At 63.4% G+C, this 26,074-nt stretch carries 27 protein-coding genes; 13 read left to right on the top strand and 14 right to left on the bottom strand.

Annotated elements, in window-relative coordinates; genetic code table 11:
• Nucleotides 1–54: 54 nt before the first annotated feature.
• Nucleotides 55–1,113 carry a sterol desaturase family protein gene (locus R6G97_RS14400; RefSeq protein WP_182815385.1) on the bottom strand — a complete coding sequence of 353 codons (1,059 nt, stop codon included), beginning with the start codon at nt 1,111–1,113 and terminating at the stop codon, nt 55–57.
• A 141-nt stretch (nt 1,114–1,254) separates the two neighbouring features.
• Here R6G97_RS14400 and R6G97_RS14395 point away from each other — a divergent pair, with 141 nt between their 5' ends.
• Nucleotides 1,255–1,428: a DUF2986 domain-containing protein gene (locus tag R6G97_RS14395; RefSeq protein ID WP_102081520.1), complete on the top strand. Its 174-nt coding sequence runs from the start codon at nt 1,255–1,257 to the stop codon at nt 1,426–1,428.
• A gap of 169 nt (nt 1,429–1,597) precedes the next feature.
• On the opposite strand, the gene R6G97_RS14390 is transcribed toward R6G97_RS14395, so the two are convergent.
• The 3 genes from R6G97_RS14390 to R6G97_RS14380 all read right to left on the bottom strand — a co-directional run bounded on the left by R6G97_RS14390 (nt 1,598) and on the right by R6G97_RS14380 (nt 4,695).
• Nucleotides 1,598–2,980 (bottom strand): APC family permease, encoded by a 1,383-nt coding sequence (locus R6G97_RS14390; protein ID WP_317847135.1) that lies wholly within the window; start codon nt 2,978–2,980, stop codon nt 1,598–1,600.
• 742 nt (nt 2,981–3,722) lie between these two features.
• Nucleotides 3,723–4,283 carry an AAA family ATPase gene (locus tag R6G97_RS14385; protein ID WP_317847134.1) on the bottom strand — a complete coding sequence of 187 codons (561 nt, stop codon included), beginning with the start codon at nt 4,281–4,283 and terminating at the stop codon, nt 3,723–3,725.
• Between the two features lie 58 nt (nt 4,284–4,341).
• Entirely contained in the window at nt 4,342–4,695 is a 354-nt protein-coding gene (locus tag R6G97_RS14380; protein WP_090344744.1) for a hypothetical protein, read from the bottom strand.
• Nucleotides 4,696–4,853: 158 nt separating this feature from the next.
• Here R6G97_RS14380 and R6G97_RS14375 point away from each other — a divergent pair, with 158 nt between their 5' ends.
• Nucleotides 4,854–5,054: a DUF1289 domain-containing protein gene (locus R6G97_RS14375; RefSeq protein WP_043207024.1), complete on the top strand. Its 201-nt coding sequence runs from the start codon at nt 4,854–4,856 to the stop codon at nt 5,052–5,054.
• Nucleotides 5,055–5,118: 64 nt separating this feature from the next.
• Here R6G97_RS14375 and R6G97_RS14370 read toward each other — a convergent pair whose 3' ends face one another.
• The 5 genes from R6G97_RS14370 to R6G97_RS14350 all read right to left on the bottom strand — a co-directional run bounded on the left by R6G97_RS14370 (nt 5,119) and on the right by R6G97_RS14350 (nt 10,002).
• Complete coding sequence (locus R6G97_RS14370; RefSeq protein WP_052352377.1) at nt 5,119–6,444, bottom strand: MFS transporter; 1,326 nt, start codon at nt 6,442–6,444, stop codon at nt 5,119–5,121.
• A 149-nt stretch (nt 6,445–6,593) separates the two neighbouring features.
• Nucleotides 6,594–6,974, bottom strand: coding sequence for a RidA family protein (locus R6G97_RS14365; protein ID WP_043207021.1), 381 nt, complete (start codon nt 6,972–6,974; stop codon nt 6,594–6,596).
• A gap of 44 nt (nt 6,975–7,018) precedes the next feature.
• Entirely contained in the window at nt 7,019–8,116 is a 1,098-nt protein-coding gene (locus R6G97_RS14360; protein WP_289717422.1) for a PLP-dependent cysteine synthase family protein, read from the bottom strand.
• A gap of 105 nt (nt 8,117–8,221) precedes the next feature.
• The gene (locus R6G97_RS14355) at nt 8,222–9,484 is read right to left on the bottom strand and encodes a hydantoinase/carbamoylase family amidase (RefSeq protein WP_317847133.1); all 1,263 of its coding nucleotides are present in this window, start codon (nt 9,482–9,484) and stop codon (nt 8,222–8,224) included.
• Entirely contained in the window at nt 9,481–10,002 is a 522-nt protein-coding gene (locus R6G97_RS14350; protein WP_043207015.1) for an L-2-amino-thiazoline-4-carboxylic acid hydrolase, read from the bottom strand. The genes R6G97_RS14355 and R6G97_RS14350 overlap by 4 nt, the downstream gene beginning before the upstream one ends.
• Before the next feature lie 169 nt (nt 10,003–10,171).
• On the opposite strand from R6G97_RS14350, the gene R6G97_RS14345 reads away from it, so the two are divergent.
• Nucleotides 10,172–11,023, top strand: a complete 852-nt coding sequence (locus tag R6G97_RS14345; RefSeq protein WP_052352375.1) for a LysR family transcriptional regulator — start codon at nt 10,172–10,174, stop codon at nt 11,021–11,023.
• Here R6G97_RS14345 and R6G97_RS14340 read toward each other — a convergent pair.
• Entirely contained in the window at nt 11,020–11,766 is a 747-nt protein-coding gene (locus tag R6G97_RS14340; RefSeq protein WP_317847132.1) for a maleate cis-trans isomerase family protein, read from the bottom strand. The two genes, R6G97_RS14345 and R6G97_RS14340, sit on opposite strands and share 4 nt — an antisense overlap.
• 200 nt (nt 11,767–11,966) lie before the next feature.
• A complete protein-coding gene (locus R6G97_RS14335; protein ID WP_317847131.1) occupies nt 11,967–12,434 on the bottom strand; it encodes a hypothetical protein in 468 nt (155 codons plus the stop codon).
• Nucleotides 12,435–12,607: 173 nt separating this feature from the next.
• On the opposite strand from R6G97_RS14335, the gene R6G97_RS14330 reads away from it, so the two are divergent.
• Complete coding sequence (locus R6G97_RS14330; RefSeq protein WP_090344755.1) at nt 12,608–13,042, top strand: anti-virulence regulator CigR family protein; 435 nt, start codon at nt 12,608–12,610, stop codon at nt 13,040–13,042.
• A 33-nt stretch (nt 13,043–13,075) separates the two neighbouring features.
• Here R6G97_RS14330 and R6G97_RS14325 read toward each other — a convergent pair whose 3' ends face one another.
• Nucleotides 13,076–13,858, bottom strand: a complete 783-nt coding sequence (locus R6G97_RS14325) for an AraC family transcriptional regulator (RefSeq protein ID WP_182942938.1) — start codon at nt 13,856–13,858, stop codon at nt 13,076–13,078.
• Nucleotides 13,859–13,950: 92 nt separating this feature from the next.
• On the opposite strand from R6G97_RS14325, the gene R6G97_RS14320 reads away from it, so the two are divergent.
• A complete protein-coding gene (locus R6G97_RS14320) occupies nt 13,951–14,862 on the top strand; it encodes an ATP-binding protein (RefSeq protein ID WP_317847130.1) in 912 nt (303 codons plus the stop codon).
• Nucleotides 14,863–14,880: 18 nt separating this feature from the next.
• Here the strand turns inward: R6G97_RS14320 and R6G97_RS14315 are convergent, their stop codons facing one another.
• On the bottom strand, nt 14,881–15,285 hold the full coding sequence (locus tag R6G97_RS14315; RefSeq protein ID WP_043207010.1) for a hypothetical protein: 405 nt from the start codon (nt 15,283–15,285) through the stop codon (nt 14,881–14,883).
• A 209-nt stretch (nt 15,286–15,494) separates the two neighbouring features.
• On the opposite strand from R6G97_RS14315, the gene R6G97_RS14310 reads away from it, so the two are divergent.
• The 8 genes from R6G97_RS14310 (at nt 15,495) to R6G97_RS14275 (ending at nt 25,084) form a co-directional block, all read left to right on the top strand.
• Nucleotides 15,495–15,965, top strand: a complete 471-nt coding sequence (locus R6G97_RS14310; protein ID WP_090344761.1) for a YMGG-like glycine zipper-containing protein — start codon at nt 15,495–15,497, stop codon at nt 15,963–15,965.
• A gap of 225 nt (nt 15,966–16,190) precedes the next feature.
• A complete protein-coding gene (locus R6G97_RS14305; RefSeq protein ID WP_090344763.1) occupies nt 16,191–17,951 on the top strand; it encodes a monovalent cation:proton antiporter-2 (CPA2) family protein in 1,761 nt (586 codons plus the stop codon).
• 66 nt (nt 17,952–18,017) lie between these two features.
• Nucleotides 18,018–19,115 (top strand): AI-2E family transporter, encoded by a 1,098-nt coding sequence (locus R6G97_RS14300; protein ID WP_043207007.1) that lies wholly within the window; start codon nt 18,018–18,020, stop codon nt 19,113–19,115.
• 13 nt (nt 19,116–19,128) lie between these two features.
• Nucleotides 19,129–20,646 (top strand): TolC family protein, encoded by a 1,518-nt coding sequence (locus tag R6G97_RS14295; RefSeq protein ID WP_317847129.1) that lies wholly within the window; start codon nt 19,129–19,131, stop codon nt 20,644–20,646.
• Nucleotides 20,643–21,743 (top strand): HlyD family secretion protein, encoded by a 1,101-nt coding sequence (locus R6G97_RS14290; RefSeq protein ID WP_317847128.1) that lies wholly within the window; start codon nt 20,643–20,645, stop codon nt 21,741–21,743. Before R6G97_RS14295 ends, R6G97_RS14290 begins: the two co-directional genes overlap by 4 nt.
• The gene (locus R6G97_RS14285) at nt 21,733–22,767 is read left to right on the top strand and encodes a DUF2955 domain-containing protein (protein WP_317847127.1); all 1,035 of its coding nucleotides are present in this window, start codon (nt 21,733–21,735) and stop codon (nt 22,765–22,767) included. The genes R6G97_RS14290 and R6G97_RS14285 overlap by 11 nt, the downstream gene beginning before the upstream one ends.
• Before the next feature lie 41 nt (nt 22,768–22,808).
• Nucleotides 22,809–24,197, top strand: coding sequence for a DUF3300 domain-containing protein (locus R6G97_RS14280; RefSeq protein WP_317847126.1), 1,389 nt, complete (start codon nt 22,809–22,811; stop codon nt 24,195–24,197).
• A complete protein-coding gene (locus tag R6G97_RS14275; RefSeq protein WP_043206996.1) occupies nt 24,194–25,084 on the top strand; it encodes a DUF2950 domain-containing protein in 891 nt (296 codons plus the stop codon). Before R6G97_RS14280 ends, R6G97_RS14275 begins: the two co-directional genes overlap by 4 nt.
• Nucleotides 25,085–25,308: 224 nt before the next feature.
• On the opposite strand, the gene R6G97_RS14270 is transcribed toward R6G97_RS14275, so the two are convergent.
• A complete protein-coding gene (locus R6G97_RS14270; protein WP_043206993.1) occupies nt 25,309–26,040 on the bottom strand; it encodes a TorF family putative porin in 732 nt (243 codons plus the stop codon).
• Nucleotides 26,041–26,074 lie beyond the last annotated feature (34 nt).

The raw sequence follows: 26,074 nt of genomic DNA, 5'->3' as shown, positions 1-26,074 counted from the left end.
GGCGGCTCGGCGGCTGGCAAAAGGGTTACGGTAGCCGTTGTCGGGCCTCGGCGCCTACCCCTGGGTGTCTTGAGGGCGTTGGGTGTTGAGTCTGGTGTGCATGTACTCTGGCGTGCCCTTGTCCTTTGCCAGAAGCTTGCGGGCTGTCTCTATAAAGGGCGTGACCACCAGGCTGTACAGCGTCAGGTAACGCTGCTGGTCTTGTTCTGCGGTGCCGAAGCGGATGTCTTCAGGCGTTGAGGTGGTGACATAGAGCGTGCCGAACATCCAGTCCCAGAGGGACAGGTTGGTGCCGAAGTTGCGGTTGAAATGGCGCGGGGCGTCACTGTGGTGGATCTGGTGCTGGGCCGGACTGTTCAATACATGCTCAAGCCGCGGACCGAACGACAGCCAGACATGGCTATGGCGAAGGTTGGCCGCCAGGCCATTGAAGATGAACACCAGGTAGGTCACCCCGAACAAGGTGTAGCGGCTGATTTCGCCGCCGCAGGCGTACCAGAAGCAACCGGCGTACAGGCCGATGAATAGACTGGTGCTCAGTTTTTCGACGATCTTTTCCACGAAGTGCACCCGGCTTGCCGTCACGGGTACCAGCACGGGCGCTGAATGATGAACCTTGTGAAAAGCCCAGAGCCAGCGGGAATGAAACGCCCGATGCGCCCAGTAATGAATGAAGTCTTTGACCAGGAACACCCCCAACCCGTACAGCAGTGAGAGCCCGAGGTTTTCACCCACGCGCGGGCGTTCGCCCCAGAGATTGACGAAAAAGGCCTGGTAGTCGCCTGAATGCAGGATGTAGGGATCGACCCAGTTGACGATAGGCAGCACCAGCGCGACTTTGAGGACGGCTCGCACGAAGTAGTAGCGGTAATCCAGCAGCGCCGAGGGATGCAGGTGTACTCGGCCAGCGCCGATGAACTGCCAGAACGAAGGGGCGTCGGTCAGGCCGTGATGCTTTCTGAAGCGGAACAGGCCATAGGCGACGCCATAGGAGATGCAAAGGAACAGGACCCCGAAACGGCCGTTCAGGTTGAATATGCCGAGAAACTGCTCGGTGACGGGCGCGATCACCCACTCGGTCAGATGTTCGAAGGCAAGCGACAGTGCATCCACGAAACGGCGGCCTCGGCGAAAGAAACGGCATTGTAAATCAGATTGATTTACTTAAGCGTCTTTATATGAAGCATCAACCGTGGGTTTGTGGGCGCTACGCCACGGTATGATAGGCGCAACGCGATCCCGCCAGAGTGAATCATGAACCGTCAGAAAAAAATCAAGCAGTTGCTCAAGGCCCATGCCAAGAAAGCCAGCGCCAAGCTCGCACCGCGCAGCAACAAGCCCAAGTACATCAGCAAGGCCGAGCGGGAGAAGCTAGCCGCGCAGACGGCGAGTGAATCAAGCGCAGAGATCGAGCAAGGCGCGCATTGATCACCGCCGGCGCTTCCTATCTTCGCAGCGGCGCCACCGACCGCTGCTGATGGCGAGCCAGGTGTTCAAGGCGACGCAGTGTACTTCCTTATGGCTGGACCTGTTCGAAAGGCACGCCTCCTGCAGGCAAAGGGGCATCCATAGCCCCTGTGCCTCCATGTCTGCCGAATCAATCAGCCGCGATTTGCAGTTCCGGCAGCTTGACACGAAACGCCCGGGTGACCCCCAGCAGGCAGATGAATCCAAGCCCCATCCAGCCCAGGCCAATCATGAACGACATGCTCGACAGGCTGGTCCACAGCCAGATCGTGCTCAGGAACCCCAGCCCCGGAAGCATGCCGTACAACAGGTAGTTGCGCAGGCCACGCAGCTTCTGGCCGACCAAGTAGTGCTTGACCACCGCCAGGTTCACCGCCGAGAAGGCGAACAGTGCACCGAAGCTGATCATGTTGGCGACGGTATCAAGGGTGATGAACAGCGCGATCAGCGACAGAAGGCTGACCACCATGATGGCTGTGGCCGGCACCCGCTTCTTGGACACCAACTGGCCAAATGCGCGCGGCAGCACGCCGTCCCGGCCCATGGCGAACAGCACCCGTGACACGCTCGCCTGGGACACCATCGCTGAGGCGAAGCAACCTGCCACGTAGGTGGCCGTGAAGGCGCTCACCAGCAGTTCACCGCCCACCCGGCGCATGACGTCCACCGATGCGGAGTCGGGGTCGTGGAAAGTGCTCCACTGCGGAAACACCATCTGGGCACACCAGGACACCACCAGAAACAGCAGGCCACCGATCATTGTCACCGCCATGATCGCCTGGGGGATGCGACGTTGTGGGTTGGGGGTTTCCTCGGCCATGGTCGACACCGCGTCGAAGCCCAGGAACGACAAGCAAAGTACGGCTGCGCCGGTCATGATCAGCGGCACGCTGAAGCCTTCATGGTGGAAGGGCGCCAGCAGCGAAACAGGCCCCGCTTGCTGGTTCAGGTGACTGATCGACAGCGCGATGAAGACCACGATGAACACCAACTGGGCAACGATCAGCACCCAGTTGACACGGGTGATGGACTCGATGCCGATCAGGTTGAGGAACGTCACCAGAGCGATGGAGCCGAGCGCCCATACCCACGCGGGGACTTCGGGGAAGTATTCGGACATGTAGATGCCGATCAACAGATAGCTCAGCAGCGGCAGGAAGATGTAGTCAAGCAGTAGGGTCCATCCGGCCATGAAGCCGAAGTAGGTGCCGAAGGCCTTGCGGGTGTAGGTGTACACCGAGCCGGAATAGGGGTGGGCCTGGACCATTCGTCCATAGCTGTAGGCGGTGAACAGCATGGCGACGAGCGTCAGTATGTAGGCGGTGGGCAGATGCCCTCGGGTCATTTGGGTGACCAGTCCGTAAGTGGTGAATACCGCCAGCGGCACCATGTAGGCTAAACCGAACAGCACTAGGGCGGTCAGGCTCATGGACTGGCGGAAACGACTTGATGAGGTGCTTTGCGACGGTGAATGGTGGGAGGAGGTATCGGCCGCATTTGTTGTTATATTCATTACTGACTCCTGAAAGTTCAGAGGCAAGGCACTGGCGGTATTTGGGTCGATCGTGACTTTGTGGGTACGTTTGTTCTCTTTGAAAAACCTCGGTGCGGGCACGTGATGACCTGCGTTGAAATAACGCATTGAGCACGTCCAAGAGTCGCTACGTTGAAACTTGCAGCTTCACAAGCGTTTTACGGCATGAGTGGGGCGACCTGCGGGCTCGAATGGCGCCAGGCCATGGCAGCGATATAAAACCGGGCCTTCGGAACGAGAAGAGCCGTAACAACGCAGGTCAATTCCTGTAGTTCATTAAGTAGGTGTAACTACTTAATACTTTCAAGGCATTTATATTGCCATCGAACGGATTTCGAATGACAACAGCGGCAATATTGCTCGATGACCACTAAATGCCTTGATCAAGAAAGCATGACAAGACAATCCCTGTTGGCCCAACGACGATCCTGTTTTCGACTTGGGGATTGAACGAGTCCGTTGTCCAACCAGGACTCAAGCTTCAGACGGTTTTGATCCACCTCTCATGGCCTGTCACTCCACCCCTGGAGTGTCAATTCTTCATATCGTCCGTGCTTGGCTATTTTTCCATGGCTGTGCGGAGGCCACCATCACCCTTTTGTGTGAGTTGGCGCTGGGCAGATACGGTCACAGGAGATACAGATTGATCAGGGCCCAGCACCACACCGCAGCGACTATCAATTGCACGGCAAATGCGCCGAACCTGAGCCCTGCAAGCACACTAGGGACGACCGTGTCGCGTTGGCTCCATCGCTCTCTGCAGGGTCGTGTCGTCGAACCTTTCCAAAAAGCGGTCGATCTGCGTCTTGCCGCACAGATGCACGGTTGGAACCTGCGGCGCCACAGTCAGGCGGATGGCTTCAATCTCTGCGCGGTAGCTGTTATCGAACTGCCAGACGAATTTCAAGAACTCCAGAAACGCTTTGTCCAGGCGTTCCTTGCAGCCAACCGGCCGGTCGGCCCGGGGCCTGTCCAGCAGGCTGCGAACGATCACCCGGGCGAGGCAGGTGAGTCGCGGGGTATCAAGCCAGATGACCAGGTCGGCTTGGGGCAGGCGCAGGTCGAAGGTGCGCCGTGCATAGTTGCCTTCACAGACCCAGGCGGGCGCGGCAACGGCATGGCGTACCCGTTCGCGAAACTGGTCGGCGTCGGGTTCTTCCCAGTTTGGTTCCCAGAACAACGTATCCAGGTGCACGACGCAAGCACCGAGGCGTTTGCCCAGCGCCCGGGCCAATGTCGATTTGCCGCTGCCGGCGTTACCGAGTATCACAATCCGTTGCATGGGAAGACTTCCAGTCGCCAAATGAGGGGCGGCGATTTTGCGGATTTTGTGGGTGCTGTCAAGGCGAGAAGGGCCAGGCGCCCACGGCATAACTGGTGCGCGCATCGTTCGAGGCCTCATCGTTCAAGTGGCTGATGGCCGCGCTTTTCGCCTGGGCATCCACGAGCGCGGTCTGTCGATCCGAGAGCTGCTGGTTGGCCGTGAACAGGTTCGCCACCTGTTGCTCCAAGTGGTTCAGTGCATCCACAAGTACCTTCTTTTGCTCAAGCTCATCAGCCAGTTGGTGGGCGAGATCGCTCACCCGAGCGATTTGCTGCTCCTGCTCGGGGGTGACGTTCGCTGGCGAGGCAACGGTGAATCCGCTGAACACCGAAGACAGGCTGCAAAGCGCAATGCCAAAATACTTTTCCATCAGGTATCCAGAGCCTGTCACGGTGATGGGTCATCGATTCACGATGGGACCATGACAGGGCCAGGCGGCCAAGAAGATGAGTCTTAAAAGTGCCTTGGTGGGAACACCGAATGCCGGCGTGTTTGCAGTATCATGCGCGCCCGCGTTCGGAGCAGCCCATGGCCAAAGACATCGACAACCCCTGCGTCTCGCTTTGCCAGCTCAATGGCGAGCTGTGCGTGAGCTGTGGCAGAACCCGCGAAGAGATCCGCAAATGGCGCGGCATGAAGCGGCCGGAGAAGATGGCGACGGTGCAGCGTGCGGCGACGCGGTTGAAGGCCATCGTCAAGAAGGGCGCCAAGCGTCAGGCGCGTGACTGACCGGTGAATACCCTTGAGGGCTGCTCAGGGCAGCCCCAAGGGTATCGCCAGCGCACTTGAGCCTTTATCGCAACGCCTTGCCTTTGGTCTCCGGCGCCCAGGCCACCGTCACCAGCAGGCCCAGCAGCGGGAAGAGCGCCATCATGATCAAGGTCGCCGAGAAGCCGAACGCCTGCAGCAACGAGGGCAGCAGGTAGGTCACGCCTGCTGCCGATATCCGCGAGAAAGCCGCCGAGAAGCCGATCCCGGTCGCACGGACATGGGTGTCGAAAATCTCAGGCGGATAGACGAACTGAATGTTGTTGATCGCAGGCCCGATGAACATGTACGTCGCGAACAAGCCTACGACGACCCAGGTCGGCGCATGGGCGAACAGACCCAGTGCCAAGAAGATCGCCAATACCGCGACGAAGGTCCAGATGACGAATCCGCGACGGCTCATCCAGTGCACCAGAAACACCCCAAAGACCACCCCGGCGATCTGAATGGCGTTCAGCGACAGGTCGACCCGGTGATCGCCTTGCAGCCCCAGCGTTTCCAGCACCGGCACCATGAAGGTGAAGATGGCGAAGAAGGGGCCGACCTGACAGAACCAGAACAGGCCGGAGAACAAGGTGTGTTTCCAGGTGTCGCGCTTGAACAGCTCGCCCAGCGAGGCGCCCTTGGGGCTGACATCGACATCGGGAATCGCGTACTCGGCGCCGAAGTGCCGATCGACGATGGCCCGGGCCTCGGCGTCCCGTCCCTGTGCCTTGAGCCACATTGGTGTTTCCGGCAGCAGCAGGCGAAGCAGGTAGATGATGACCGCTGGAATCACACTCGAACCCAACAGCATTCGCCAGTTATCACCGTCGTAGAAGGCGCCGATGATGAAGGCGGCGGTAAAGCCGATTTGCCAGGCGATGGTGAAGCAGCCAAGCAAGGCCCCGCGGTTCTTGCGTCGGGAAAACTCGGCCAGGACCGTGGAGCCGACGGCGTACTCGACGCCGATTGCCAGCCCTAGAAGCAAGCGGATGACCACCAGTTGCCAGATGTCCTGCACGAAGAACTGGCACACCGACAGGACAATGAACGCCGCCAGGTTCCAGGAGAACACTGGTCGACGTCCGTAACGGTCGGCGAAGTTGCCGAACACCAGACCGCCGATGAATACACCGATCAACGCACTGCAGGCAATCAGGCCTTGGCTCGTTGCGGTCAGCAGCAGTTCGTTCTTGGCCAGCGCCAGCGCAGGGCCGACGATTCCCAGGATGTAGCCATCCAGCGCAGCGCCGCCCAGACAGGCGAGCGCGGCGATGACATGGATGGGCATCAGGCGCGCCTCATCCAGCAAACGTTGACCGGACGTGCTGCTTGCTTCGCGTGGACTCGAAGCGATTGGCATACCCATAAAAGCCTCCGCAATCTCTCGTTGTAATTATTGATGTGCGCAGACGGTCCCCCCGCCGTGGCGGGCGCCTGCATGACGCGTGCTGGGTCTATGTGGCGGTGCGATACCGGGGCCGTCGGAAGCAAAGACCTCAGGCCCCGGCAGTGGGACTAGGGAAGGGCGATCACCGCCTCGATCTCGACCTGGGCGCCTTTGGGCAGGGCCTTGACCTCATAACAGGCGCGCGCTGGACAAGGCGCTGAGAAGAACTCGGCATAGGCCCCATTGACCAAGGCGAACGCACTCAGGTCGGTGACAAGCAGCGTCGTCTTGACCGTGTACTTCAAGGAGGTGCCGGCCTCGTGCGCGATGGCGGCAATGTTCTCCAGGCACTGGCGCGTCTGCGCGACGACGTCATCGGAACAGAACTCGCCGGTGGCCGGCACGATGGGCAACTGGCCCGAAACGAACAACAAGTTGCCGATCCGGATGGCCTGGGAGTAAGGGCCTATGGCAAGCGGGGCGTGGGTGCTGGAAACCTGGGTGATCATGTCGATATCCGTTGTCGTGGGAAAGGTGCGTTGCTGTAGTGCGATCAGTCGGTGCTCAAGTGATCCGTTGCGCCGTCCAGGAAGGCTTCGATGCGCGCGTACCAGGGCGCGATGTCGAGGTTGTTGCACGCCAGCCATTGGGCGTTGAAATAGGTATCTGCGTAGCGATCGCCGCTGTCGCAGATCAAGGTCACCAGCGAGCCCTCTTCGCCACGGCGTTTCATTTCGCTGGCAATGCACAGCAGTCCGAAGAAGTTCGTGCCGGTCGAGCCGCCGACGCGGCGGAACAGACGCTCCGACAGCACATGGGCGGCGGCGATCGAGGCGGCGTCCGGCACCTTGAACATGCGGTCGATCACGCCCGGAATGAACGACGGCTCCACACGCGGGCGACCGATGCCTTCGATCCGCGAAGGGTGTGCACAGGTCGTTGACAGATCCCCGGTCTGCCAGGCTTGGCAGAAGGCGGAGTTCTCCACGTCCACGACGCACAGGCGGGTGTCGAAACCGCGATAACGGATGTAGCGGCCGAGGGTGGCCGAGGTGCCGCCGGTGCCGGCGCTCATCACCACCCACGCTGGGCACGACTGCTCCTCGCACTCCATCTGGTTGAATATGCTTTGTGCGATGTTGTTGTTGCCGCGCCAGTCGGTTGCCCGTTCGGCATAGGTGAACTGGTCCAGGTAGTAGCCGCCTTTTTGTGCCGCGATCTCGGCGGCCACGCGATAGACCTCGCCGGGGTGATCGACGAATTCGCAGACCCCACCGAAACGCCGGATGGCGCCGATCTTCGCTTCGCTGGTGCTTCTGGGCATCACGGCAATGAATGGCAAGCCCAGCAGGTTGGCGAAGTAGGCTTCCGACACGGCCGTGGAACCGGAGGAGGCTTCCACCAAGGTGGTGCCCTGGTTGATTCGCCCGTTGCAGATCCCATAGAGAAACAGCGAGCGGGCCAACCGGTGCTTCAGGCTGCCGGTGGGATGGGTACTCTCGTCCTTGAGGTAGACCGAGAGCTTGCCCAGGCCTGGGAAGGTCGGCTTGATCAGATGGGTGTCGGCCGAGCGATGACCGTCGCCCTCCAACAACCTGACCGCGTTGCGTGACCAATCGATCGCTACGGATTGCGTGGTATCAGTGCCCATATCAATGTTCCAAGTTATGCCGATCGTTATGAATTGCGCCCACGACCCTGCGCGGACAGCCTCGAGGGCCGTCCGGGGTGCAATCAATTGCCGTGGGGCAGTGCGTCAGTTGCTGGAGGCGTCGGCCGACAGGCGCTCGTCCAGGTCAAGCACCGCATCGAGCAGTACCGTGGCGCCCTTGGCGCATTGCTCGGGTGAGGAGTATTCGCGCACGTTGTGCGAGAGCCCTAGGTACGACGGAATGAAGATCATTGCGCTCGGAGCCAGGCCGGCCACGTGCGCAGCGTCGTGCCCGGCGCCGGAGACCATGCGTCGTGCCGAAAAGCCCAGGGCCTCGGTGCAGGCGGCCACGACATCGACGATGCGTGCGTCGAACCTGACCGGTGGTTTGAGCCATACCCTGCGCACCTGCGCCTCGGGGGAGATGCGCCGGATTTCGGCGGTCAGTTCGGTTTCCAGGGCCGTGAGCCCTGTATCGGTGGGGTGGCGCAGGTCCACCTCCAGCGACACCGAGCCCGGTATGACATTGCGTGAATTGGGCCCGGCACTGATGTAGCCGACCGTGCCCACGCCCGGGCTATGGCGGGCTGCCACGGCCTCGACCGCCAACACGATCTTGGAGGCCGCGACCAGGGCATCCTCGCGCATCGTCATGGGACGGCCACCGGCATGGGCTTCGACGCCGGGCACTTTGATGTCCAGCCAGCAGACCCCCTGTACCGCTTCGACGACACCGATCTCCAGGTTCTGCGCTTCCAGTACCGGCCCTTGCTCGATATGCAGTTCCAGGTAGGCGGCAAACGGCAGGAAGCCAGGCTCACGATCACCGGCATAACCGATGGCGTCCAGGGCCTGTGCCACTGAAACACCGGACTTGTCGCAGGTCGCAGCAACGGTTTCCAGCGAATGGGCGCCGCAATACACGCCCGAGCCCATCATGGCCGGGGCAAAGCGAGAACCCTCTTCGTTGGTCCAGACAATGACGGTGATCGGATGGGCAGGGCGCATCCCGGCATCCTGCAATGCGCGCAACAGCTCGACACCGGCCAGCACCCCGAGGATGCCGTCGAAGCGGCCACCGGCAGGCTGCGTGTCCAAATGGCTGCCCATGGCAATGGGGGCCAGGTTTGGGTAGCGGCCTGGGTAGGTCGCGAAGATATTGCCGATCCGGTCGATGTCGATCGTGCAGCCCAGGGCACGGCACGCGGCCACGAACCAGTCCCGAACCTGACGGTCCTCCTCGCTGAGGGCCAGGCGACGCATGCCGGTTTCGCCCAAGGCGCCGAACCTGGCGGTCGACATCAAGTCCGCCCAGAGACGGTCTTGCTGGATGAGCACTTTGCGCGCCTTGCTGGTCGATACGCTCATTGCTGGCCGTCCTGTTTTTTCACGTAACGGTATTTGAAGTCGCAGCAGGGCGCGCCTTCCATCAAGGTCTGGGTACGTTCGAGTTCGATGTTCGGGTCGTAGCCTTGCGGGAACATGTAGTCGCGGTTGCACGACAGCAGGTGCCCGATGTGGCCCAGGCCCATTTCCCGGTACATCTCGGCGTAGCGGCAGCGGTGGACGGTGTAGTTGAAGTGCTCGTCGGTGGCCGTGTCGACGGCGATGATCAGCGCATCGTCCTGGGTCCACAGCGACTGTAGCTCCTGGAAGGTACGCAGGCTGGTGCCACCCGGGGTCTTGGCGGCGAAGGCCTGGCCGGCCTCGACGGCGGCCTTGCGGATCGCGGCATCGATGATCGATTGGGCCATGTCCTCGCCCAGGCGGGCGCAGAGTTCCTGGTAGATCGGTGCGATGACACCGGCTTCGATACGGCGCCGGGCAAGGATGCCGATCTCGCCGTCGGTGGCGGATGCCGGACGGTCACCTGGCTTGTCACTCATGCTGCTTCTCCTTTGCTGGAGTTCTTATGGGTATGTGTCGGCACTATACCCAGCAGCACTTATTGGCTGGTAACGGATTTATCTGATAGTTTGATCGCGATTTGCAATAAATCAGGCGCGCGATCGACCCTGCGCCCAACGGCCTCAAGCCTGTAGAGGAAACACTCCGATGGATACCGTCCTGCTGCGCAGTTTCTACAAAGTGGCCTCGGTGGGGAGCTTCAGTGAGGCAGCGCGTCTGCTCAATGCCAGCCAGTCCACGGTCAGCGGGCATATCGCCAAGCTCGAGGACTACCTGCAGACCCAGCTTTTCCGGCGTACCACCCGCAGTTGCCAGCTGACCACGGCCGGTGACGTGCTGCTCACCCATGTCACCACCTTGCTGCAGGTCATCGACCGGATCGAGGAAGAGTTCTGCCCCGCGCGTATGGGCGGCACGATCAAGCTCGGGCTGCCGGATGAATATCACCTGTTCTCGCGCCTGGCGCCGGTGCTGCAAACCTTCATGGCCATGCGCCCGAAGGTGACCATCAAGGTCACCTCGGGGTTGTCCTACGAGCACAGCCGGGCGCTCGCCGATGGCTTTCTCGATGCTGCGCTGATGCGCGAGCCGTTGCAGGAAGGGCAGGTGGCAGATCTATGCCCCTCCCAGCTGGTGTGGATCGGCCTGCCGGGCTTTGACCTGGACCAGGCCGAGGTCCTGCCGCTGGCGCATATTTCAGGGCATTGCCTGTACTTTCGCGAGGCTTTCACGGCGCTGGACCAGGCGGGTGTGCCGTGGCGTTCGGTGTATGACTGCAATACGCTCGAAGGCATTCGCACGGCGGTGCGCAGTGGCCTTGCCATTGCTGCCATCCCCGAGGAAGACTGCCCTGATGATCTTGTGAAGCTGCATCATCCGCGGTTGCCCAGGCTGCCCATCGTGCATGGGCAGTTCAAGACTGCCCACCGCGAACCGCCGGTCATCGTGCAGCAGTTGCTCGCGACCCTGCGCGAGGCCTTGCAGGCCGATGGAAACTAGCAAAGCAGCTTGCCGAAGCCGGTCATGGAGGGCGTACGGCCCATGCAACGCAGTGCATGCCAGAAGGCTGCCTGGTTCGAGGTGATCACCGGCAGCCCTGTTTGCGCCTCCAGCGGTGCGATCAAGTCCAGCGTGGCAGCGGTGGTGCAGGAGAGGAAAAGTGCATCGGCGGTGGCGATATCCATCTGAGCGATGGCACGTCGATAATGCGCCAGCCCCGGAGTGGCGATCTGCACGTCGCTGGTCAGGCCAAAGCACAGACGATCGGAAAAACCGATACCGGCCTCAGCGAATACCCCGCTGGTGATCTCGGCGACATCCTCGGTATAGGGCGCGATGAATGCGATCTTGCTGCATCCCAGGTACTTCAAAGCTTCCACGGCGGCGGTCGCTGGATTGATGACCGGCACGCCGGGACGCAAGGCAGCGATTTGCCCGGCGATTTTCGCGGGTCCGATGATCGCGGAGCCGGAAGTACAGGCGAAGACGATGGCATCGAGTTGTGCTTCAGGCAGCAGCAAACCCATGGCGTCCGGGATGCCGTCTTCGAGCCGCGCGAGCGTGGTGGGCGTCAGTGGCATCGATTGCGCGATCCGCGTGGTCACGATATCGACGCCGGCCGCCAGGCCCATGCACCAGAAGTCACGCTCGACCAGCACATCCGACGCCAGCGCGATCAAGCCCAGGCGAGGGCGGCGCTGCGGTGGCTGAGTGAAATCGATACCCGTCTGGTGCTGCTTCATGACCTGATCTCCCGGCAGTCAGTGCTATTTGGTGCCCGGTCCGCATCATAGCGGAGGCACAAACGCACGACTGACGGTGTGTTTCGGCAGGTCCATCGCGATCTGCGATGAATGAGGGCAAAGGTGGCGCCAGGTACCTGGGCATCGGGCGATGTCCAGGTACCTCGGTGAGCCAGGCGCTCGTCGCGGAGCGAGCCTGATCAGCGATCGTTCTTGGTGGAGGAGTGGACTGCGTTGTCCAAGCCTTTGGTGTTGTGACTACCCGGCGTGGTGTCGGAGATCGCTCGGGCCTTGTCCAGGCCGCGGGTTTCCTTGGAGTGTGCGACTCCGGAGGTCACCGAGCCATGCCCTTCGCTGTCATTTCTGTCCTGGCCGTAATGCTTGCCGCTCACGCCGTGGTCGCGGGTGGCTTTGCCGGCATGCAGACCACCCTCGTTGGCGCCATTGCTGTTGCTGCCATGGTTGCCGCCCAGCCCGCCCTTGCCGCCGCCATGGCCACCGCCGTGACCGCCGCCGCCATGACCGCCGCCACCACCATGACCGCCGCCGCCGCCGCCGCCGCCACCCTTGGCATAAACCGAACCAATCGGGGAAAGGTCAGCGGGCAGTATGGCTGTAGCACCAAGCGCGAACGCGCACACTGCTGCAACTACCAGGGTTTTCTTCATGATCGAATCGCCTCCAGGGGCGGGATTGGGATGCCGATATGACATCGTCCAGGCCACTGAGTTCGCGGCCTGGCGACGAAATGCAGGCACGCCGGTGCCAAGTTTTCGCTGTCGGGTTCTGTTGGTGGGCGCTACGCTCAGTAGCGGCATTCTCAAGTAAGGAGACAGATGCAATGTCCAGACTCAACACACTGCTCGCCGCCACGCTGGGGCTGGCCTTGCTGGGCGCGCCCCCAGTGCTGGCCGACCCAGGCAAGGGCAATGGCCACGGCAAAAACATGCAGCACGGTAATCAAGGTCATCAGAATCCGGGCGGCGGCAACGACTGGCGCGGTGGCCCGCAGATAGACATCGGGGGCATTCGGGTCATCCTCGACGATAATCGCGGCTACTGGAGCCCGGGAGCAGACCTGCCGCCTGGCGTGCGGAAGAATCTGGCACGCGGCAAGCCGCTTCCGCCAGGCATCGCCAAGAAGCTCGATGGGCGCCTGATTGGCCGGCTGCCTCACTATGACGGCTATGAGTGGCGCCAGGCGGGCACCGACTTGCTGCTGGTCACGATCGCCACGGGCCTGATCTATGAAGTGCTGACCAACGTGCTGGATTGATCCGCCCTGGCGCTGCCACGCCGCCTTGCAAGCTCAGCGGCGTGGCTGCTGGAAGGTGCGCGGGGGCTGCCCGAATTCCCGTTTGAACATCGCCGTGAACGCGCTAGGCGTGGAATAGCCGGCATCCAGCGAGACGTCGAGAATGTTGTGGCCTTGGGCAAGCCTGTCCAGCGCGATCAACAGCCGCGCCTGTTTGCGCCATGTACCGAAACTCATGCCCACATCCTCATGGAACCAGCGCTGCACAGTCTTGATGTTCAAGCCAAGGAAGGCGGCGCACTCGGCCAGCCCCCAATCCAGCGTCCTGTTCTGGACAAGGTGCTGGCACAGCGCTTGAAGGCGCTGCCCCTTGGGGCGCGGCAGGTAGATCGCCGAGACTCTGGCGAGCGCCAGTTCATCGAGCAGCAACCCGACCAGGCGGGCATGCCGGCTACCTTTGGCAATCTCCAGGTCCATGCCCGAGGTCTCGATGATCAATTCGCGCACCAGATTGGAGATGGCGTAGACCGCGCACTCGCCAGGCATGCCCGGGGTGCGCTGTGGCGCGAAATAAAGCGTGCGGATACAGGTGGCACCGAGGCTGCGTGTCCAGTGGGCGACCTCGGCGGGAATCCACAATCCGTAATTGCAAGGCACCACCCAGCACCCCTGATGGGTGTTGACCATCAATGTGCCCTGGGTGGTATAGAGCAACTGCCCATGGGGGTGTCGGTGGGTTTCGATGCAGGTGCCGTCCGCCAGGTCCAGAGCCAGCGTGGCCACTTCCTGGTCAGGTGGGAGGAAATGCTGGGTCGCGATCGGGGTCTTGTTGTCCATTATTCGACGATTTGTGTCCATCAGTCGTTAGACGGGAGCGCGCCAGCTTAGCATCATGGCGCCTCATACCCTCGCCCTGTGTGCCTTCGCTCATGAACACGCCTTTGCCTGACCCGGCCGATTTCTCCCAGCAGGTCCTTGCGCAGCTCAAGCGCATCGCCGATTCCCTGGAACGCGCATTCGCGCCTCCACCCGTGCCCGTCCTGGACCCCGCTGCCATCGCCTACCAATGGCAGTACCGGGCCAGCCAGGGCGGCCATCGCGCCACCTTGGTACCGGTCAGGCGGCCCATGCTCATCGGCTTCGATCAACTGCAGAACGTCGACCGGCAAAAGGCGCTGATCCGCCAGAATACCCAGCAGTTTCTCGACGGCAAGCCAGCCAACAATGTGTTGCTGACCGGCTCCAGGGGCACGGGCAAGTCCTCGCTGGTCAAGGCGTGCCTCAACGAGTTCCACTCGCGTGGGCTCAAGCTGGTGGAGATCGACAAGGAAAATATCGGGGACCTGCCCGAGGTCATCGAGATCGTCAGTCACCAGCCTGGATACTTCATCCTGTTCTGCGATGACTTGTCGTTCGAGGAAGGGGATATCGGTTACAAACGTCTGAAGACCGCCCTGGACGGTTCGGTGGCCGAGCATTCGTCGAACGTGCTGATCTACGCCACGTCCAACCGCCGGCACCTGATTGCCGAACGCGCCTCGGACAACCTGTCCATGACCCGCGGCGAGAACGGTGCACTGCACCCAGGGGAAGAGATAGAAGAGAAAGTGTCGCTGTCCGAGCGCTTCGGGCTGTGGATTTCGTTCTACGGCTTCTCGCCGGACGAATACCTGAACGCGGTGAACCAGTGGCTGGCGTTCTACGGTGTGCCTGCGCATGCCATCGAGCAGGCCCATGTGCACGCGGTTCGCTGGGCCACTCAGCGCGGCTCGCGTTCCGGGCGCATCGCCGCGCAGTTTGCCCGGGACTACGCCGGACGCTGGAGCCAGGACACGCCCTGATATCAGGGCGTGAGGCGCTTAACGACGGTAATAGCGCTGATCACGCCCGTAATAACGTCGGTCGTGATCGTAGTAACGGTGATCGTGTTCGTAACGGGCGCGGTAGTGACGGCGTTCCCACTCGTGACGACGCTCGGCCTCCCGGCGGGCCTGCTCGCGGCGCCATTGGGCACGGCGCCAATCGTCCCGTCTGTCGTGCCAGCGGCCGTCTCGCCAGTAGCGGTCGTCGTGGGCGAGCATCGGGCCTTGTTGCTTATCGGTCAGGCTGGCCAGGCTCGGCCAAGGGTTCTCGACCACCCGAGGGGTCGTGATCGGGGCGGCGGGCGCTGGGCTTGCCGCTTTCATCGGTGAAGCAGATGCCGAGCCCATCGACGCGAACGCGAACAGGCCAAGGAGCACCATTCGTGGGACGTTGATTTTCATGAGCAAAGACAACCTCTGAATGACATTGGGATCGCGGCCATGGGGCTTAAACAGCGGTGGGCCGCGTTTATTGAGCTGAGCTCCCTCACATAGACCGATAAATAGCAAAAAGTTCTAGGCGAGGGCCCGAATGATTTTGCCCACGAACCCAGTGAACTCGCGCGGGCACTATTCTGAAACGTTGGGGCTTTCTTTCGAGGAGGTGTGTCATGCGTGCGTTCACAGGGTGTTGCCTGGGGTTGATGTTGCTCGCAGGGCCCGTCAGCGCCCAGAGCGTCGTGCCGCTCAATGGCCAGAGCAGCCAGCAGATGCAACAGGACATGGACTACTGCAATGGTGTGGCCAACAACGCGGCCAACAGCGCCGGCACCTCGTCCGAGGCCCATGTCGGGGGCCGCGTGCGTGGCGCGGCAGCCGGGGCGGCGGCAGGGGCGGTGGGTGCCGAGGTCCGTGGCCGGCAGCACGAGGAACTCTATGACCGGGCCGGTGACGATGCCAAAGCGCAATACCGACAGAACCGCGCCGGCGAAGTGGCCGCAGCGGGGGCGGCAGTCGGTGGAATGCGCCAGCGTCAGGAGCGCCGGCAGGACCGCCGCAGCCAGAACCAAGCCCAGGACTCCGCCCACGCCAGCGCCTACAGCAGCTGCCTGCAGGGACGTGGCTATCAGGTCAGCCCTTGAGGTCGATGACGCGTCGCAACAGGCCGTGTGGCCTTACATATCGACTGCCCCGAGCAGACAGCGGCAGGGGGGCGATGCGCGTCTGTAAACCCTGCGCGGAAAATAAAAACCTGCGACAAGCAAACGGCCATTAATCACCCATACTCAATTCCATCTTGACTGGCGGGACTCAGGCAATCGACTTCGCGCGGGCGATTGCCTGGCATTCGAGCAAGGGGGAGGGAAATGCCTCATGACGGCAGCCTGTTGCAGGCGACGGTAGTCTTTCTGTTGGCTGTGGTGCTTCTGGTTCCTCTGCTCCAGCGCCTTAAGTTGGGCGCCGTACCTGGTTATCTGCTCGCAGGTATCGTGATCGGCCCTTCGGTGTTGGGGTTGATCGACAATCCCCACAACGTCGCACGGCTCTCGGAGATGGGCGTGGTGATGCTGTTGTTCATCATCGGCCTTGAATTGTCGCCGCGTAAATTGTGGACGATGCGCAAGTCGCTGTTCGGCGTCGGCTCGTTGCAGGTGGGCCTCACTGCGCTGGTTCTGGGAGGGCTCGCCTTTGTGCTGTTCGACCAGTCGCCTGCGGCGGCGGTGGTACTCGGCGTGGGCCTTGCATTGTCGTCCACCGCGTTCGGCCTTCAGGTACTGGCCGAGCGCAAGGACCTGAACAAGCCACATGGGCGCTTGGCCGTGGGGATCCTGTTGTTCCAAGACATCGCCGCCATCCCCTTGATTGCCGTGGTGCCGTTGCTCGCCGGTGGCGCGACGACTACGGCCGAGGGCACCCGGCCATTGCTGGCGGTGGCGATTGGTATCGGCATCGTGATCATCGGAGGGCGTTACCTGCTGCGGCCGGTGTTTCTCTGGGTGGCCAAGTCGGGGCTGCACGAGCTTTCCACCGCCACGGCGCTGCTGGTGGTGTTGGGGACGGCCTGGGTGATGGAGCACGTGGGCGTATCGATGGCGCTGGGTGCATTTTTGGCCGGTGTGCTGATGGCTGAGTCTCCCTTTCGTCACGAGCTCGAATCCCAGATCGAGCCGCTCAAGGGGCTGCTGCTGGGGCTGTTCTTCGTCGGCGTCGGCATGACCGCCGACCTGCGATTGCTGCTGGGTTTCCCCCTGCAAGTGCTGGGGCTGACCCTGTTGCTGGTGGGCATCAAGCTGCCTGTGCTGTTTGGCCTGGGACGTTGGGCCGGCGGCCTGAGCCGTGCCCAGGCGCTGTGCCTGGCGGTGGTGCTGGCATCGGGGGGCGAGTTCGCCTTCGTGGTGTTCAAGCTGGCGCTGGATCATCAATTGCTGGCGCAACAGGTGCACGACCTGCTGGTGCTGGCCATCACCTTGTCGATGGCGGTGGTGCCGCTGGTGATGATGGCGCTGGCGCGTCAGTTGCGTGAAGAGCGGCCGGTATTGGAGGCCCCGGACACGCTGCCGGCAGTGGATGAAGCGCCGCAGGTGGTGGTGGCCGGCATGGGCCGCATGGGGCGCGCCATCGCCAGGATGCTGCACGCCGAAGGTGTACGCCTGGTAGCCCTGGATACCTCGGTCGAAACCTTCGGACGCCAAGCCGACAAACAAGGCCCGCCGGTGTTCTATGGCGACCCGTCGCGCTCGCAGATCCTGCGCGCGGCCAAGGTCGGCGAGGCCGAACTGGTGATCGTCGCCACCGACGATCCGCAGGTCAATCTCAAGACCGTGGACCTGCTCGCCCAGCAGTACCCGCATACCCCAGTCATCGCCTCTGTACGCGATCATCGGGATGTCCTGCATCTGCTCGAGTTGGGCGCGAGCCCGGTCCGCGAAACCTTCCATTCCAGCCTTGAAATGGCGCGTCGCGCCTTCATCGCCCTGGGCCAGGACGAAGCCCAGGCCGCTGCCTGGGTGCGGCGCTACCAGCACCAGGAGCAGCGATGGCTGCTGGAGCTGTACCAACGACGCGCGTCCAGTGAAAGGCTCGAGGACGATGACGGTTCGGCAGACGACCACCGACCGCAGGATTGACGACCAACATCGCGCCAATCGGCGCACCGACTGTTCGACCCGCCCACGGCGGCCCGGAGGTGATTCATGCAGCCGAGTTTCAAACTGGACAGCGCCCTGTCGCGGGGATTGCTGGATGTGCTCATCAAGGCGGGGTTGGTGGCAGGCTTGGTGATTTTCGCCTTCCAGGTGTTCCAGCCATTTCTCGAACTGATGCTCTGGGCAGTGATCCTGGCGGTCACGCTGTACCCGTTGCAGCAACGGATCAAGCGTGCCAGCGGCTTGAAGGACGGCCATGCGGCGACACTGGTGGTGCTGTTGGTCCTGCTGGTGCTCCTGGTGCCGATTTACTTGGTGGTGGTGTCCCTCGGCGAGTCGGTCGAGAGCCTGGTGACACTGCTCAAGAGCGGCGCCTGGAGCGTGCCGGCGCCGCCAGAGTCGGTCGCCACCTGGCCGTTGGTGGGGCCACGGGTGTATGCCCTCTGGCTGTCGGCCTCCGAAAGCCTGAGCGGGGTGCTGAACAACCTGATGCCGTACCTCAAGGATGCCGGCCGGTTGCTGCTCGGGGCCATCGCCAGTGCTGGCGGCGCGTTCTTGCTGTTTATTGCGGCGATCATCATCTCAGGGGTGATCATGGCCTTTGGCGAGCGCGGTGAATGGGCGGCGCAACGCATCGCCATGCGGGTCTCAGGCGAAGCTCAGGGCAAGCCCATCGCCAAGCTGTGCACCGCCACCATCCGTGCGGTGGCCCAAGGCGTGATCGGCATCGCGTTCATCCAGATGCTGCTGATCGGTGTCGGCTTCGTGATCAAGGGGGTGCCAGGCGCAGGCATCCTGGCCATCGCCATCCTCATGCTGGGTATTGCCCAGGCGCCTGCGACGCTGATCACGCTGCCGGTGATCGCCTACGTCTTGAGCACCGAAGGTTTCACGGTCGGCACCATCGTGTTCGCCATCTACACCTTCGTCGCCGGCCTTGCCGACAACGTGCTCAAGCCCTTGTTGCTGGGGCGTGGCGTGGACGTGCCGATGCCGGTGGTGCTGATCGGTGCGCTGGGTGGCATGGTGGTCAAGGGCATCATTGGCCTGTTCATCGGCCCGGTGATCCTGGCTGTGACCTACAACCTGTTCTGGCAGTGGGTCGCGCAGCAAGTGCCCGAAACGCCCGTCGACAAGACGTATTGAACCAGGGCTTGCCATGGTCAAACGTGTCTTTTGCTGTGCACTGAGCCTGGCCGCCTTGGGCGGTTGCACCCAGGTCGGCCCGGATTTCAAACCCGTGCCGACACCCTGGCTGGACACCTGGAATACCCCCTTGCTGGAGCAGGCCACCCACCCGGCGGCATCGCCGGACCTGCGCCAGTGGTGGGCGGTATTCGCCGACCCGATGCTCGATGCGCTGATCGCCGAAGCCGATGCACATAACACCGACCTGCGCGTGGCCGGCCTGCGCATCGCTGAGGCGCGCGCGCAGTTGGCCATCGCCCAGACCGGGCGCTACCCCCAGGTGCAGCAGCTGCGTGGCGAGAGCCTTTACCTCAAACAGGACCAGTCCGGTACCCCCACGGCCCGGGACTCGGTGTTCTGGCAATCCAGCCTGGGCTTCGACATTGCCTGGGAAGTGGACTTCTGGGGGCGCTTCAGCCGCGCCATCGAGTCGGCCGACGCGCTGTATTTTGCCTCCCAGGCCAACTACGCCGATGCCATGGTGCTGTTGCGGGCGCAGGTGGCCGATACCTATTTCAGCCTGCGTACCGTCGAGGCCCGCCTGGACATCGCCCAGGAGAACGCCCAGCGCCAGGCGCGCAGCTTGCAGATCACCGAACGGCTGTTCCGCCATGGCGAGAACGACGAACTCGACTGGCAGCAAGCCCGCACCCAGTTCCTGGCCACCCAGGCCAGCATTCCGGAGCTGGAAAACCAGCTCAACGCCCTGCGTAACGTGCTGTGCGCATTGCTGGGCCGACCACCTGGGCCATTGCCTGAATTGGCGAGCGGCCACGGGCAGTTGCCGCTGCCTGACCGGGCGATCCTGCAGGACGTGCCGGCGAGCCTACTGCAGCGCCGCCCGGACATCCGCGCTGCCGAACAGGCGGTGGCGGCGCAATCGGCGCTGGTGGGCGTGGCCGAGGCCGACTTGTACCCATCGCTGAGCTTGTTGGGCAGCATTGGCTGGACGTTCGTCTCGGCCAGCCATCTGCCCGACAGCTTCCAGCTCGCCGCCGGCCCCAGCCTGATCTGGAACCCGTTCGACTATGGCCGGCGCAAGAACGCCGTGCGCGTGGAAGATGCGCGCCTTCAGCAGTTGATCGAGTTGTACCAGCGCGATGTGCGCGAGGCCGCTCGCGAGGCCGACGATGCGGCCAGCGGGCTGGTGCGCTCGCTGCAAAGTGCCGAGGTTCGCCAGCAGGCCTCCCAGGCCGCGCAACGCTCGTTGGAACTGGCCACGTCCCGGTACCGTGAGGGCTTTGCCGATTTCCAGCGGGTGCTCGATGCCCAGCAACTGTTGCTGCAACAGCAGGACAGCTACCTGGTGAGCCGTGGCAATGCGGTCGGCAGCCTGGTGGCCCTGTACAAAGCCCTCGGTGGCGGCTGGGATCCGCACCGTGCGCCCATCGCCCCCGACACCCGCCAACACATGCAGCAACGCACCGACTGGGGGGATCTGCTCGACAACCCCGCCCCAGCGCGCAACGACACAGGTGAGCCGAAATGAGCGATGCCCCAGCCCCTTCGCCGACACCCGCCAAGCCCGACCGGGGCATGCGCTGGGTCTTGCTGCTGATTCTCGTGAGCCTACTCTGGTATGTGCTCGCCGACCGTTTCACACCCTATACCCAGCAGGCACGGCTGCAGGCCTATGTGGTGCCGGTCAGTGCCGAGGTGGCCGGGCAGGTGAAGCGGGTGGCGGTGGGCAACAACCAGGAAGTGCGCAAGGGCGAGGTGCTGTTCGAACTGGACCAGGCGCAATACCGCATCGCCCTGGCGCGGGCCGAGGCCGAGCTCGACACGGTGCGCCGGCAGATCGGCGCCCATACGGCCGGCATCGACGCCGCCCAGGCTTCGCTGGCTGCCGCCCAGGCCAACGAGCGCAAGGCCCGCCAGGACGCCGAGCGCCTGGCACGCCTGTATCGGGAAGACCCGGGCACGGTGTCCGTGCGACGCCTGGAGGGCGCCCAGGCCAGCCGCGAGCAGGCCAGCAGCCAAGTGGCCGCAGCCCGCGCCGAAGTCGAGCGCGCCCGCGAGCAGCAGGGCGGACAAGAGGCGGACAACGCTCAGGTGCGCAGCGCGGTGGCCAACGTCGAAAAGGCTCGGTTGGACCTGGCACGCACCGCAGTGCGGGCCGACTCCGATGGATTGATCACCGACCTGCGCACCGATGTCGGCCATTATGTCGGCGCCGGCAGCCCGGTGATGACCTTGATCGCCATCCACGACCTGTGGATCAGCGCCGACATGACCGAGAACAACCTGGGCCACCTGCGCCCGGGCACCCCGGTGCTGGTGGTGCTCGATGCCTTGTCCGGCGAGTTGCTGCACGGACGGGTACGCAGCATCGGCTATGGCGTAAGCGTCGGCCAGAGCCCGCCGCCAGGTTCGCTGCCCCAGGTGCAGAACAGCCGCGAGTGGCTGCGTTCGGCGCAGCGCTTCCCGGTGATCGTCGAGCTGGAGCGCGATGGGCGGCTGAACGTGAGCAACCTGCGGGTCGGTGGCCAGGCCGAGATCATGGCGCTGCCAGGGGAGGGCAACCCACTCAACCTGCTGGGCCGGGTGTTCATGTGGGTGATGAGCTGGTTGTCCTATGCCTATTGAACTGCGTCGCCTGCGGGCGCTGCGCCTGGCCTGGGGCACGGCACTGTGCCTGGCGGCGAGCTTCGGCCTGGACATGCCGGTGCCGATCCTGGCGCCGGTGTTCGCCGTGCTGTTGCTGGCCATGCGCAGCCAGGCACTGGGGCTGCGTGCGGCGCCGGTGCTGGCGCTGATGGTGTTGCTCAGCTGTGGAAGTGGCCTGTTGCTGATTCCGCTGCTGCGCCATGCGCCGCTGAGCGGCGTCCTGCTGGTGGGTGTTGGTTTGTTCGCGGTGTTCCGCTACGCCTTGCGCGGCGGCAACGGGCTGTTGGCGAACCTGCTGGTGATCGGCTTGACCATGATCGCCGCGGCAGGGGCCAGCGATTTCACCCTGGCGTTGTCGGTGGTCGAGGCACTGGCCAAGGGCATGCTGCTGGCGGTCATCGGCTGTGCGGTGGCCCATGTGCTGTTCCCCGAGCCGGCCGACGTGGCGGCTGCGCCAGTGCCGCCGCGCTTGGGCCCCGATGAGGCGAGCTGGATCGCCCTGCGCGCGACGCTGATTGTCATGCCGGCGTTCGTGCTGGCGCTGATCGCACCGGACCGCTTCATGCCGCTGATCATGAAGGCGGTCAGCCTCGGCCAACAGGCAGACCAGACCGATGCCCGCCAGGCCGCCCGCGAACTGATTGGCTCGACGTTGCTGGCCGGGCTGCTGGCGATTGTGCTGTGGGGTGCGCTCAGCTTGTTCGTCCATCTGTGGATGTTCTTTCTGTGGGGGCTGCTGTTTGCCCTGTGGCAGGCCCGGCGGCTGTATGCGGTGATCGGCAGCCGGCATGGACCGGCGTTCTGGGTCAGTTGCCTGACGACCATGCTGATCTTGCTCGGGCAGTCGGTGCAGGACAGCGTGGCAGGCCAGGACGTGTACCGTGCGTTCGCGGTGCGCATGGCGTTGTTCCTGGCGGTTTCGCTGTATGCCAGCGCCATGCTGGTGTGGATCGACAGCCGGCGTGCGCGACGTGGTAAATCGCAGGTGCAGCGCTACCCTTAACGCACAGTCATTTCAGGCGATAGGCCTTTGCGGGAGGTGCAATGCGCGTTCCAATGCTAGGCGTCATCACAATGATGTTGTGCCTAGGCGGCACGGCGAGCCTCGCCCAGACGGCGACGACAGCGCCTGCCCCGGCTGGCGAGCCGGCGCCGAGCACGGGCGCCGCCAAGGCGGCCGTGTTCACCCAGGAGCAGTTGGATCAGATGCTCGCGCCCATCGCGCTGTACCCCGATGCGCTGCTGGCACAGGTGCTCATGGCGGCCACCTACCCGGGCGAGGTCGCCGAGGCGGTGACCTGGTCCAAGGCCAACAGCACGCTCAAGGGCGACGAGGCGGTCAAGCAGGTGGCCGGGCAGACCTGGGACCCCAGCGTGCAGGCGCTGGTGGCCTTTCCGCAGGTGCTGGTGACCTTGGGCCAAGACCCGGTCTGGGTGCAGCGTCTGGGAGATGCCTTCCTGGCCCAGCCCGACGACGTCATGAACAGCGTGCAGCGCCTGCGTCACCAAGCTCAGGCAGCCGGCAACCTGCAGAGCAACCAGTACCAGAACGTGACCGTGCAGGCCGCGCCCGCGCCGTCCTCCGCCGGCGGTACCGGCCAGAGCGCAGCGGCCGGCAACACCACCATCATCATCGAGCCGGCCGACCCGCAAGTGGTCTACGTGCCCAGCTACAACCCCAACACCACCTACGGCACGTGGCAGTACCCCGCCTCTGCGCCGGTGTACTACCCACCGCCGCCGGCCTATTACGCAGGTTCAGCGCTTGTGGCGGGGTTGGCCTTCGGCACTGGCGTGGCGATCATCAATTCGCTGTGGGGCGACTGCGACTGGGACGATCACGACATCGATATCGATGTCGATCGCTACAACAACATCAACAACATCGAAAACCGCATCGACAACAGCCAGAACAAGTGGCAGCACAACGCCGTGCATCGCGATGGTGTGCCCTATCGCGATGCCAGGAGCCGCGAGCAATACGGCCGGCAACTGGACGGCGCCCGCCAGCGCGCCGCGTATCGGGGTGACGATGCCCAGCGCGCCGAGGCCCGAGAACGCGCCCGGGCTTCGATGGACCGGCACGGCATCGAACGTCCGGCCACCACCAACCGCGAGGCCCGTGAACGGGCACGCGAAGCCCAGGCTGGCCATCGCCTGCAAGGTGCGACGAACGCACCCCGGGTAGCCGACCGTCGCCAAGGCGATGGCCAGCTCCGCCAGGCTGCGCACAAGCGGCCTACGGCCTCGGCCGGGCGGGCCCGCAACAATGCCTTCGATGGCGTTCGCTCGCCGTCGCGAGCCAACGTGCAGGCCAACCGTGGACGGTTGAGCCAGTCGTTCGCCCAGCGGCCCGGTTCCGCGCGGGCGGCGGGACGTCCGGTGTCCAGACCGGTCAGTGCGCCGATGCGCAGGGGAGGAGGGCGGCGATGAACCTCAAGTTGCTTATGGGACTATGGGCCACAGGCCTTGCCTGGTCGTGCATCGCCTCGGCCCAGCAGGCCTTCCCGACGCCGGAAAAAGCCGTCGAGGCCTTCGTCCAGGCCCTGGGTGTGGAGCACCCCGACGAAGCGCGCCTGGCGCAGCTGCTCGGCGAAGACTGGCGTAACTACATTCCCCGCGGGGGCGTGCAGCGCAGCGACGTGGATGCGTTCTTGCAGCAGTACCGCGAACGACACCGCATCGAGCCAGACGGCGAGCGCAAGGCGATTCTGGCAGTGGGCAACGCCCCCTGGACCTTGCCGATCCCGCTGGTCAAAGGCAATGGCGGTTGGCGCTTCGATCTGAAGGCCGGCAGCGCCGAGATCCGTGCGCGGCGCATTGGCCGCAATGAGCTGGCGGCTTTGCAGTCGGTGCTGGCGTATCACGACGCGCAGATGGACTACGCCACCCAGGATCGCAACGGCAACGGTGCGCTCGAGTACGCCCAGAAAATCTTCAGCAGCCCAGGCAAGCACGACGGCCTCTACTGGGCGGACGAAGGCGACGGCCAGATCAGCCCGCTGGGCCCGCTGTTCGGTCAGGACGTAGTCGGCGATGACTGGTATGGCTACCACTTTCGCATTCTCGATGGCCAGGGCCCGTCGGCACCTGGCGGCGCGTACAGCTACCTGATCGGCGACCAGATGAGCCGAGGCTTTGCGCTTATCGCCTGGCCTGCCAAGTACAACGAGACGGGGGTGATGAGCTTCATGATCAGCCATGACGGCCAGGTGTTCGACAAGGACCTGGGGCCTGATGGCGAGAAGGTCGCCAAGGCGATGAAGCGCTTCGACCCGGACGACAGCTGGCAGGTGGTGAAGGTAGACCCAGCCGAGTGAGGGCTGGCACCGAAAGCGCAGGCTGAGCCCTGGGCCGAGCTGTGCAGCGATACGTCGGCAATTGCCGAAGCCCACTTCTTGGCCTGGCTATTTTTTTCGAAGCGCCGGCGTATCTACAGTCGCAGGCGAGAGGCAGGCCTCTGTGCGGCTGCGGGCTCACCGGCGAAAGTGTCGCTACAGGCAACGCAACGACAGGGTGCCGGGGCTGCCTGTGCAGTCCTGATTCAGAACTTCTTGCTCGCACTTCCTACCCAGGTCGCCGAACACAGGTCATCGAACCCATAGCTGCTGGCGCACTCGGTCTTGGACAGGTCGGTGTCGATGTACGACAAACTCCAGGTCAGCCCAGCCAGTTCACGGGTCAGCTTCACTTCCCATTCGTGGTGGTCGGACGATGTCTTGCCATCGCCGGCCGTGTACATCGGATCCTTGAAGTCCATGCGCCCGTAACGCAGCTGCAAGCCGATCTCCAGCGGCAGGGCGGTTTCGTAGGCCACGTAGCTGTAGAGGGTGTCCTGGTCATCGCCCAGGGCGCTGCCGGTGTCGTTGGAGTAGTTCGCTCCCAGGGTCACGCCGTAGACGGTGAGGGCGGCGTAGTAGTCGCTGAGGTTGTACAGGCTCGACTTGGGGTAGGTGTACTTGAGGTAGCCCACATCCAGGCTGACTTCATCGGTGGCCTGCCAGTACCAGCCGGCGTAGTAGTCCACCTCCTGGCGGGTCTGGGTGCCGAAGCCAAAGTCCACATTGGAGGTCCAGGCGCCGAGGTAGAGGCCGCTGGTGTGCTGCAGGGTGATGGCGAGTTGGGCGGCGGGGTCGTTCTGGGTCTGGGAGATGCCGCGGGTACGGTAATCGCTGACCAGAGCGGGTTCGATCTCCAGGTAGAAGTCATCACTCAGGGATACGGCTTGGCTGGTCAAGGGGGCCAGGGTCGAGGCAATGAGCAGGATGCGGCGCATGAAGGTACCTGTTTGTTGTGATTGTTCTGGCAGG

It is taken from the genome of Pseudomonas sp. HTZ2 (assembly GCF_033173945.1).
In the GTDB taxonomy this organism is placed as follows: Bacteria; Pseudomonadota; Gammaproteobacteria; order Pseudomonadales; family Pseudomonadaceae; genus Aquipseudomonas; species Aquipseudomonas guariconensis.
Note: the sequence above shows the minus strand (reverse complement) of the source record. Positions and strands in the feature narration are given on the sequence as shown.